Annotated in this window: 8 protein-coding genes; 3 read left to right on the forward strand and 5 right to left on the reverse strand. The window is 35.2% G+C overall.

The genetic code is table 11. The annotated features are described in order from the left end of the window. The first annotated feature begins 312 nt into the window (after positions 1-312). From deoC to deoD, 3 genes are all read left to right on the forward strand, one after another. Entirely contained in the window at positions 313-1,155 is an 843-nt protein-coding gene (gene deoC, locus CKF58_RS03070; protein ID WP_119530848.1) for a 2-deoxyribose-5-phosphate aldolase, read from the forward strand. Between the two features lie 172 nt (positions 1,156-1,327). After that, the gene (locus CKF58_RS03075; protein WP_119530851.1) at positions 1,328-2,551 is read left to right on the forward strand and encodes a phosphopentomutase; all 1,224 of its coding nucleotides are present in this window, start codon (positions 1,328-1,330) and stop codon (positions 2,549-2,551) included. 74 nt (positions 2,552-2,625) lie between these two features. Further along, a complete protein-coding gene (gene deoD / locus CKF58_RS03080; protein ID WP_119530854.1) occupies positions 2,626-3,339 on the forward strand; it encodes a purine-nucleoside phosphorylase in 714 nt (237 codons plus the stop codon). 102 nt (positions 3,340-3,441) lie between these two features. On the opposite strand, the gene CKF58_RS03085 is transcribed toward deoD, so the two are convergent. The 5 genes from CKF58_RS03085 to CKF58_RS03105 all read right to left on the reverse strand — a co-directional run. Then, positions 3,442-4,191, reverse strand: coding sequence for a tetratricopeptide repeat protein (locus CKF58_RS03085; protein ID WP_119530857.1), 750 nt, complete (start codon positions 4,189-4,191; stop codon positions 3,442-3,444). A gap of 133 nt (positions 4,192-4,324) precedes the next feature. Further along, positions 4,325-5,578, reverse strand: coding sequence for a histidine--tRNA ligase (gene hisS / locus CKF58_RS03090; RefSeq protein ID WP_119530860.1), 1,254 nt, complete (start codon positions 5,576-5,578; stop codon positions 4,325-4,327). Positions 5,579-5,659: 81 nt separating this feature from the next. Further along, the gene (gene ispG, locus CKF58_RS03095; protein WP_119530863.1) at positions 5,660-6,778 is read right to left on the reverse strand and encodes a flavodoxin-dependent (E)-4-hydroxy-3-methylbut-2-enyl-diphosphate synthase; all 1,119 of its coding nucleotides are present in this window, start codon (positions 6,776-6,778) and stop codon (positions 5,660-5,662) included. Positions 6,779-6,986: 208 nt separating this feature from the next. Then, a complete protein-coding gene (locus CKF58_RS03100; RefSeq protein WP_222987677.1) occupies positions 6,987-7,976 on the reverse strand; it encodes a helix-turn-helix domain-containing protein in 990 nt (329 codons plus the stop codon). Between the two features lie 321 nt (positions 7,977-8,297). After that, on the reverse strand, positions 8,298-10,750 hold a 2,453-nt coding region (locus CKF58_RS03105; RefSeq protein ID WP_425451204.1), incomplete at its 5' end, for a glutamate ligase domain-containing protein.

Genomic DNA, 10,750 nt, shown 5'->3' on the forward strand with positions numbered 1-10,750 from the left:
CTTATATGTAATCCATAAAGACGTAAGTACTAAAGTCTTAAATAACCAAAAATATATTACCAATATTATTAATATTCTTATGACCGGTACGTTTATTATGTCAACTATTGGCGCAATTTACGCTTGGTCATAAACAAAAAAAGACAGCTGATAATCAAAGCTGTCTTTTTTTTGTGACTCATGTGGCAAATCCGTAACTTTTCTTTTTCTTTGTGCTAAAAGCAGAGTAAAATATACACGAAAAACAATTTTTACAATCCACGTTTATTACGTTTTCTTTTTGCTTTAGATAATTGCTTTAGAGACAAGCTTATGTTTCAAAATTTAACTCCAAGTGAACAAGCTAAATTAGTACTAAGTCTAACTGATTTAACTTCTTTAAACGATTCTGATACTTATCAATCAACAGCTGCTTTATGCGAAAAAGCTAATTCTACTTACGGACAAACTGCTGCCGTTTGTGTTTACAAACAATTTGCAGGCTATGCTAAAGAAATCCTTCAAGATAGTATTCCTGTAGCAACCGTTATTAACTTCCCAGACGGAGCTTTAGATCAAGCACGTTTTAACTATGAATTAGCTTACGCTTTAGAACAACAAGTTGATGAAATCGACTATGTATTCCCATGGCGTAAACTACAAGAGCTAACGGCGCAACAAGCTCCTGAATTTACCGACATTCAAACAGTAAAAGCTTGCCCTGCTTATCAAGAGTTATCAACTCTGTTAAAACCATACTTAGACCCCTTAACTGCAGCAACTAAAGCTAAACGTTTACCACGTATTAAAGTAATTTTAGAATCTGGTTCATTAACTCCATTCCAAATTGCTTTAGCTTCACAAATTTGTATCGATTACCAAGTAGATTTCATTAAAACTTCTACGGGTAAACACGGACAAGGGGCTACTTTAGAAGCGGCTAAAGTTATTTTTAACGTAATTAAAGCTAATAATGCTCCTACAGGTTTTAAAGCTTCAGGTGGGGTAAGTACAGTTGCTCAAGCAATGGAGTACATTAATCTTGCTGCAAGTATCTTAGGTGAACAATTTATTAAACCTGAAACTTTCCGTTTTGGGGCTTCAGGGATCTTTAATGATATTAAAGCCTTAATTGATACAGGTAAAAGTACGACTCAAGTTAGCACTGGTTACTAATACTATAAAAAGTTCCCAGAATTAGCCTTAAATCGGCTATAATTGTGCAGTAAGAAGAGCAAAATCTAAGAAAGGTTAAATGCTTTAATTTTTTATAAATTTAACCTTATCTTTACCGATTTCTCGCTATAAATGATAATTCTTATAAATTTTTTAAGTCCAAGGCATTTTTATGAAAAAACGTGTTTTTATCATGCTCCTTGATTCATTTGGTATTGGTCATGCGCATGACGCTGACAAATACGGTGATAAAGGTTCTGATACTTTAGGTCATATTGCCCAATTTTTTGCTGATGGCAAAACAACCAATGGTCAAACCAGCTTAAAACTTCCTAACCTAACAAAATTAGGTTTATTAGAAGCTTACAAACACTCAACTGGTGCATACCCAGCAAATATGGATCCATCTTTACTAGACCCTAAAGCTTCTTATTGCTATGCGCAAGAAGTTTCGAATGGTAAAGATACTCCATCAGGTCACTGGGAAATTGCAGGTTGCCCAGTAAAATTTGACTGGACTTATTTCCCAGAGCACGAAAATTCATTCCCAACAGAATTCTTAGATCGCATTGTAGAAAAAGCAGGTCTTCCTGGTTACTTAGGTAACTGCCATGCTTCAGGTACAGTGATTCTTGATCAATTAGGTGAAGAACACATGAAAACCGGCAAGCCTATTTTCTATACTTCGGCCGACTCAGTTTTCCAAATTGCTGCGCACGAAGAAACTTTTGGCGTAGAAAAATTACTGCAATTATGTGAATTAGTACGTGAAGAGTTAAATAAAGACTTTGAAGCTGTTGGTCGTGTAATTGCTCGTCCGTTCGTTGGTGATAAAGCAGGTAGCTTCCAACGTACAGGTAACCGTCGTGACTACTCAATTTTACCTCCATCAGACACAGTTTTAGTACAAAACCAAGTAAATGGTGGTACTGTAGTTTCTGTTGGTAAAATTGCCGACATTTACGCCCATCAAGGCATTTGTAAAAAAGTAAAAGCAACAGGCTTAGAAGAGCTATTTGATCGTTCAATTGAGCAAATTAAAGCGGCTGTTGATAAAACTATTGTTTTTACTAACTTTGTAAACTTTGACTCGGACTTTGGTCACCGTCGTGATGCACAAGGTTATGGTGAAGCTTTAGAATACTTCGACTCACGTGTTCCTGAATTACTATCTTTATTAGAAGAAGGTGATTTATTAATCTTCACTGCTGACCACGGTAATGATCCAACATGGCCAGGTACTGAACATACACGTGAACATATTCCGGTATTATTTACTGGTCCGGGCGCTGTTGCAGGTTACCACGGTAAACGTGAAACTTTTGCTGACATCGGTGCAACCGTAGCTAAATATTTAGACTTACCTGGTTTTGAAACTGGTAAACCTATTTTCTAGTCTTGCTTTTTTAAGCAAAACAACTTAACTTTTAACCGTCTTTTCTTACAATCTTTAATTTATAAGGAATTATTATGGCAACTGCTCACAATGCTGCTGAATTTGGTGATATTGCAGAAACAGTATTAATGTCAGGTGACCCACTACGTGCTAAATACATTGCTGAAACTTTCTTAGAAGATGTTAAGCAATTTAATAGCGTACGTAACATGTTTGGTTATACTGGTACTTATAAAGGTAAACGTTTATCTGTTATGGGTCACGGTATGGGGATGCCTTCGATTGCAATTTATGCTGAAGAATTATATAAATTCTACGGTGTAAAAAACATTATCCGTGTTGGTTCAGCAGGTGCGGTATTAGATGATGTACACGTACGTGACGTAATTATCGTTACAGGTGCGTCAACTGATTCTAAAATCAACCGTCAACGTTTAGCTGGTCACGACTATTCTGCAGTTGCTTCATACGAAAACATTGCAGCAATGGTTGAAGCTGCAAAAGAAAACAACGTAGATGTTAAAGTAGGTAAAGCTTTCTCTGCAGATTTATTCTATTCTCCAGATGCAAGTTTCTTCCAAACTTTAAAACAATATAACTTCTTAGCAGTTGAGATGGAATCTGCAGCATTATTCCCAATTGCAGATTTATACAACGCTAAAGCTGGTTGTATCTTAACTATTTCAGATCACATTCTACGTGAAGAATATACTACAGCTGAAGAACGTCAATTAACTTTCACTAATATGATGAAAGTTGCTTTAGACGCAGCAGTAAAAGTAGCTTAATTCAGCCATTGCGCACCTTGCTTTAAGCTCTTAAATTTCCTAATTCAGAATAAGCTAAGGGCTCAAGATATTATCTTGAGCCCTTAGCTTTTATATTTTGTATTAATTACCTGAAGCTGGAGCCGATTGCTCTGTTTGTTCAGTTGTACTTTCGCTAGTTGTAGCTTCTGAAGTACCATTTTTACTTGCAGATTGTACAATGTTTAAACGGTTTTGGATAAAACCTAATTGTTCTTGTAAACCAGCGGTATTAGTATTTGCGTCTGCGTGATTAGTTAAATTTAATAAATATGATTTTGCTTTATTATATTCAGCATATGATTGATCATATTTTAAGGCAGCAAAGTAAATATCACCAGCTAAAGCGCGAGCGTCTACATACCATGGACCATTTTTAACTTTATCTAAAGCAGGAATACCTTCTTCACCACGACCAACTTGTAATAAAAGTTTAGCTTTAGTAATTGCTACTAACTCAGGTGAGAATTCATTATTATCTGGAATAGCACTTACAAGTTTTAATGCTTGTTCGTATTTACCACCCTCGCTTAAGTATTTAACTTGATTAATTACCCCAATAGCAGCTAAAGCTTTTTTCGGATGATCATTTAAATATTTTAAAAGCATTTCACTACGTACGTCGTCATTAGTAGTACCATCATTTTGGATACTCATAATACGTTTGTACTCTTGATACTCTGCTACTTTTTGTGATTCAGCATGGTTTTTCCACCAGCTAATTAAAGAGTAAGTTGCCACTCCTAGAAAAACTGCGGTCAGAATTAAAGGTAATAGCTGACGCAATTTGGACATAAACGAGGCAAAATCTTGTTCTTCAGTTGTATAAGCCATGTTATTTATTCCAAAAACTTGGTCTTGTAAAAAAATTCTGGATCACTTTCTTCTCATAAGCAGCGAGAAGAAAACCTAGCTATATATAGTTCTTAAGTATACACTAAAATCCAAATTAGCGCAAAACAATATTCTAAACTTTACATTTAGCAACAAAGTCATCTATAGCAACAACTTCTTGGTGACCGGTAGCTAAATCTTTGAAAACAATAATGTCGTTAGCTAAAGTATCTTCATTAACAATAACTACACAACGAGCACCTGATTTATCTGCTTTAGTGAATTGTTTTTTCAGTTTTCCGCCAGCAGTATTATTAAGTACGCGTAGACCAGCAGCACGTAAAGCGCTTGCAACTTGTAAGCCTTTAGCAGCTACGTCTCCGTCATTAATAATAAAAATATCAGCGTTTGGAGTTGTTAAACGACCTTTAACTTCTTCGATTAATAGTAATAGGCGCTCATAACCTAGACCGAAACCAAAGCCTGGGGTACTATGTCCACCTAAGATTTCAACTAAACGGTCGTAACGTCCACCACCACATACAGTTGCTTGCGCACCAAGACGAGTAGTTGTCCACTCAAAAACTGTATCATTATAGTAATCTAAGCCACGCACTAATTTTGGATTAACTACAAATTTAATGCCATTTGCGGTTAAGATTTGTTGCAACTCGGCAAAGTAAGCTTTAGATTCTTCACTAATAAAATCTTCTAAAGTAGGTGCATTTTCAAGTACTTTTTGTGTGCGCTCATCTTTAGAATCAAGAATACGTAGAGGATTTGATCCTAAACGTCTTTGTGAATCAGCATCTAATTGATCTTTATAGCTTTCTAAATAAGCTACTAAGGCTTTACCAAAATCTGCACGATTTTCTGCCGAACCAATAGTATTTAATTCTAAAGTTACATATTCGTCAATGCCTAAAGCTTGCCACATTTGCTGTAACATAATTAAAACTTCAGCATCTAGAGCCGCACTACGAATCCCAAGAACCTCAACTCCTAATTGGTGGAACTGACGGTAACGACCTTTTTGCGGACGCTCATAACGGAACATTGGACCAAAATAATATAGTCTTTGTTCTTGGTTATAAGATAAGCCATGTTCGATACATGCACGCATAGTACCTGCTGTACCTTCGGGACGTAGACTTACACTTTCTCCATCGTTAGTAGTAAAAGAAAACATTTCTTTTTCTACGATATCGGTTGCTTCCCCCACTCCTCGAGCAAACAGACTTGTTGACTCTAAATAAGGAACTTTAATTTCATTAAAGCAGTATTGATCTAAAACTTGCTCTAATGTTTTTAAAGTTTGATTCCAGAAATAAGTATCTTGTGGTAATACATCGTTAAAACCACGTAGACTTTTTAACGTCTTACTCATAAAACCTCTAAAATTACTCATTAGCTATATCTAATGAGTAATAAATAACTATAGTATATTTTTAGTTTGCTTAACTATGTTTTATTCAGTTTCTTTAACTGCAATACGATTTTGTTCAAGAATGATACGTGCACGGATTTTCTCTTCTAATTCGTCGATCATATTAGCGTTATCTAAACGACCTACACGCACTCCATCTTCGTAGAAGCCAGATTTATGCATACCTCCAGCTACCCCCATATCGGCAACTAGAGCTTCACCAGGACCGTTTACTACACAACCGATTACAGATACGTCTAAAGGAGTAATTACATCTTCTAAACGCTGTTCAAGCTCGTTAACGGTTGCAATAACATCGAACTCTTGGCGTGAACAAGTTGGGCAGGCGATAAAGTTAATACCACGTTTACGTAAGCCTAAAGATTTTAGAATATCAAAACCTACTTTCACCTCTTCAACTGGATCAGCGGCTAAAGAAATACGTAAAGTATCACCAATCCCTTCCGCTAATAGCATTCCTAGACCAATCGAAGATTTAACTGTACCAGATCTAAAGCCACCAGATTCGGTAATCCCTAGATGTAAAGGTACTTCTGGTAGAGCTTGAGCTAATTTACGATATGAAGCTACTGCTAAATCAACGTTAGATGCCTTAACTGAAACTTTAAAATTATCAAAATTTAATTTATCTAAATAATCAACGTGACGTAAAGCAGATTCAACTAGAGCTTCTGGAGTAGGTTCTCCATATTTTTCTTGAATATCTCTTTCTAGTGAACCGGCATTAATTCCAATACGAATAGGAATATTCTTATCACGAGCTGTTTCCACTACTCGACGAATACGCTCTTCATTACCAATATTACCTGGATTAATACGTAAACAGTCAACACCGTATTCTGCTACTTGCAGCGCAATACGATAGTCAAAATGAATATCTGCAATTAAAGGAACTTCTACTTGCTTTTTAATTTCTGCAAAAGCATGAGCTGCGTCCATAGTTGGCACTGAAACGCGGACAATGTCCACCCCAGCACGTTCTAAACGCTTAATTTGTTCTACTGTAGCTTGTACATCAGTAGTACGAGTATTTGTCATTGATTGTACCGAAATAGGAGCATCTCCACCTACTGGTACTTTACCAACCCAAATTTTACGGGTTGGACGGCGATTGCCGATTACTTTAAATTCACTGCTCATAAAAATATATGCCAATTCAGGCTGATTTTTATCTCAATATGCTTAAAATTCTGTATGTGCTTATTATACGCGATTTTCACTTTAAGGTTCTAAACTCCACACAATCATCATATTTAAAGCTGATTTTAAGCTAAGCTATCGTTAATTATTCTTATTCTTAGACACAGAAAGAACCCCATGAAAGCCATGGAGTTCGTTTCTAAATAATTTATTGCACTAAACCTTGAGCAGAGAACTTCATACGTTTAGGAGTAGCATCAGTAATGTCAATTTTTTGCCCATTGTAATAAATGTAAGCAATATTAGTTAGATTACCAAATACTACAGAGAAATCACCTGCAGGTTGTGTTAGGGTTTGACCGTCTTTATAAACTTTTGGTTGTCCAGCCTTACCTTGCGTTACTTGCGTCCAAACATCACCTTTAAACTTAACAAATAAACCGCTTTCTGGAATAACAGTACCATCTTCGGCAAGAATTTGTTGAGTCTGTGCTTGTTCTTGCTCTTGGGCTTGTTCTTGTGTAGCAGTTTCTGCATTATTAGGCACAATTGCTGGACCTGGTTGTAAAGGTAAGTTTACTTCAGTGTTATTTACTGTAGTTGGAGCGTTACTTGTTTGAGCTCTTGTTTCTGTTTGAACAGTTGTTTGTTCACTTACTGTTGCTTGTGGATTGTTAAATGACGAAGATTGGTATACAACGACACAAATACATGCCACAATAACTAAGGTGATTAAGGAGAAAACAAGAACACGTAACTTCGATGGTTGACGACGATTAGTAGCTAAGTAACTGTCCGAGGCGTAACTTGAAGATTTACGCGGCTTAGTAGTTGTTACTTGGTCATCAATTGGTACTATTTTAGCAGCTTTATTTACTTGCTTAGCAGTATCTATAAAAATACGTTTATCAATAATCGTATCTGGGATACCTAAATAATGACTATATTTTTTGAGATACATGCGTAAATATACAGCTTCAAAGTCTTCAATATTAGTAAATTGATTCGCTTCAAAAGCACGTAACACGCGAATATTTACGTGAATTACTTTATGAACTTCTTCAAGCGATTGACCTAGCTCGTTACGCTTTTGTTTTAAATAGCTACCAAAGTTCTCTGGAGTCAGATCATCTTCTGTTAGGAATTTGGTCGGATTTTCTAATTCTAATTCGGTTTCTTTTGAATCCAAAGTGGTCATGGGTAAACTATATGCAAATCGGTTTTGCATAAATGCCATTGGCATTTGAGGTGCAAAAAAGTAATTGATATTTGAATCTGTTTCAAGCCAGCTCCACGTAAGAACTAGAGCCAAACAGATCTCCCAGTGCATAGCAACTACGCTATCCACTTATACGCAAAAAGATAAAACTTGTGTAGAGTTTAACGCTTAAATCAGATCAAAGCGCCATAGCCTACGTTCTTATTATAGCAAGAAACTCTAAATAATGATAAAAAAACTAACAAAATTTACCATTTGCTATCTTAACTATCAAAATTTAGCAAAACGTAAGTTAAGCAACTATTGCAACCAAGCATAGATATTTGCGAGTAAATAGAAGCTTCCACCAATGATCACTACAACTTGCTTATTGGCTTTTTCTTCTTTGCTACTTACACTTTTTCCTTGCTGGTTTTCTTTATCTGGTACTTTTAGGTTTGTTGTTATGTTACTTGTAACTTGAGTCAAGTTAATAGCCGAAGCAATACCAGAGGTTACAGCACTTTCTAAAGTCGCTTTAACTTTAACCTTTTTAAAATAAGAATGCAATTTTTTAGTTAAGAATTCAGTTACCAGATCGCTTGATAACTGTTCATTTGTAACTTGACTGCCCATTGAGTCAAGTTTTTGATAATAATCAGCTAAAGATACACCTCTACTGGGATGCTCAAAACCGGTTAAAACTATTTCTTTTACTTCTGGATATTTATTGTTTAAAACTTCTAAACAACCTAGTAAGTCTTTCTCTTTACCTAAACCAAAAACATACACTACATCAGTTGCCTGATATTTTTCAATAACAGCTTTTAAAGTATGTTCAAGAGCTGCTGGATTATGTCCTACATCTAGCAAAATAGGAGTTAAAAATGTTAAATCTTTAGCCTGAGATTTTAGCAGTTGTAAATCAGTTATATCTTGCTTGCACTCTGTATCTTTCTTACTCTCAGCCTCTTGCTTACTGTCTCTATCTAGACTATTATCATAATCTACATTATGATTTTCGCCTTGACCATCAGCTAAAAATTTCGCTGCTAAATGCTTATAAAGTTTACTAAAACTTAAATGATCTAGAGGCTCAATTCTGCCTTTTACTTGAAAACTCTTAAGAACCTCTTTAATGCCAAACTGATCTTTTGTTATATTCTTTAACTCGTAAGATGAGACATTTACATTGCCTAGCGTATTTAACAGAGTTAACTGTCTCGGTAATTGTAATTTACCTAAGCAAAAGTTACTCGCATTACGTAATGCATAGCGTGTTTCATTACCAAATAGATCATGTTCATTAGTTTCTTCTAACTCATACAGATTCTTAAGTTTCTCTAACTTGCTACAATGCTCTAATAGGATCTGATTATGATTAAGAGAAACTGTCGTATTACTTTCTCTGCTGGTAGCTTGTGCCTCTTTGTTGATAGATTGAATTTCTTTATTAGTAGTATTGCAGTCTTTATCATTAATATTATTTTCTTTATTCATATTTGAATAAAGCTTTTGCATCTGCACAAAAGTAGCAAAGAGAGAATCTACAGCATAAAGACTAGCGTAGATATTTTTGACATTCGTTGGTAAAGGAGAAATTTGTTCTTGAAGAGTTAATAGGTAATCACGCCATTTATGTTCTTCCCTACAACCGTTTTTATCTATAAATACCTGCAGAAGATCATCAGTAGATCTTTCTCTAAGTGAAATAAATTGCTCTGGATACTTAACAGCCTCAGCAACTAAACTTTTATCTTCACAAAAGATGGTCGTATTATTAACTCTTGCTGTAGCAATTTTATTCTGAGCAATTTCTTCTAAAGTATCTCCTAACATCGCTGTATGATCAAAACCAACACTCGTTACAATCGCCGTGTGAGCATCTATAGCATTAGCAGCATCATAACCCCCACCAATACCTACTTCTTGGATATAAACACTAATCGGTTTTAAATAAGCTAAAAACATTGCCGCAAAGGTATTTTGTTGGGCAAAATTAGCATAGGTTTGAGTTTTGTTATTTTTAACTTCACTAACTAATGCAGTTACTTTTGCCTCTTCTCTAGCTCGATTTAGAGATTGATCTTTAGTTGCTTTAAACTTAGTAAATAAGGAAATAGCAAGATCTACTAGTAATAAAACAAAAGCTAAATCGTTATCGCTTACTTTTTCCTCACCAAGTAAAATGCGTTCATTATATGTAAGAAAATGCGGACTAGTTAAACTTAAGGTAGCTCTAATATTATTGGCATGTAGAATTTCACGTATAAGTTGTACGGTTGAGCCTTTACCATTAGTACCACCTACCGTAATAACCCATGGTAGAGTTAAAGAGAAATACTTCAATTGTGCACCGATACAATTTTCTAGGTTATTGTAACTATTACGATCTTGAGCAATGCTAAGAATTAAGTTTTCGAGATAGGTATTACTTTCTCTTACTAAGTCTCGTAAAACATGATTAAACAATCTTGTAGAGACAAAACCCTCTAACAATTGTTGGGCAGTTGTTGATAAGAGATCTTTGTTAAAAAAGTGGTCACGAAGAGCTTTTAATTTAGCGCTTATTTGCTCTAAAGTATTAGCTTCACTCTTTTGCGCAATTACAGTAAAGATAGGAGTTAGATAGTATTGTCTAACATGAGATATTGCTTGCTCATTACTTAAATCTAATTCTTGATCTAACTGATTTTGTTCTTGATTTTGTAATTGATTTTGTAATTGATTTTGTAATTGATTTGGCTTTTGATTTTGCCCTTGCTTTAGGTCTT

This window comes from Psittacicella hinzii, from assembly GCF_003585935.1.
Classification (GTDB): domain Bacteria; phylum Pseudomonadota; class Gammaproteobacteria; order Enterobacterales; family Psittacicellaceae; genus Psittacicella; species Psittacicella hinzii.

What these genes read in the sequence shown, in the direction of transcription:
- deoC (WP_119530848.1), top strand. Translation starts at nt 313, where the DNA reads ATGTTTCAAAATTTAACTCCAAGTGAACAAGCTAAATTAGTACTAAGT.
- CKF58_RS03075 (WP_119530851.1), top strand. Translation starts at nt 1,328, where the DNA reads ATGAAAAAACGTGTTTTTATCATGCTCCTTGATTCATTTGGTATTGGT.
- deoD (WP_119530854.1), top strand. Translation starts at nt 2,626, where the DNA reads ATGGCAACTGCTCACAATGCTGCTGAATTTGGTGATATTGCAGAAACA.
- CKF58_RS03085 (WP_119530857.1), bottom strand. Translation starts at nt 4,191, where the DNA reads ATGGCTTATACAACTGAAGAACAAGATTTTGCCTCGTTTATGTCCAAA.
- hisS (WP_119530860.1), bottom strand. Translation starts at nt 5,578, where the DNA reads ATGAGTAAGACGTTAAAAAGTCTACGTGGTTTTAACGATGTATTACCA.
- ispG (WP_119530863.1), bottom strand. Translation starts at nt 6,778, where the DNA reads ATGAGCAGTGAATTTAAAGTAATCGGCAATCGCCGTCCAACCCGTAAA.
- CKF58_RS03100 (WP_222987677.1), bottom strand. Translation starts at nt 7,976, where the DNA reads ATGACCACTTTGGATTCAAAAGAAACCGAATTAGAATTAGAAAATCCG.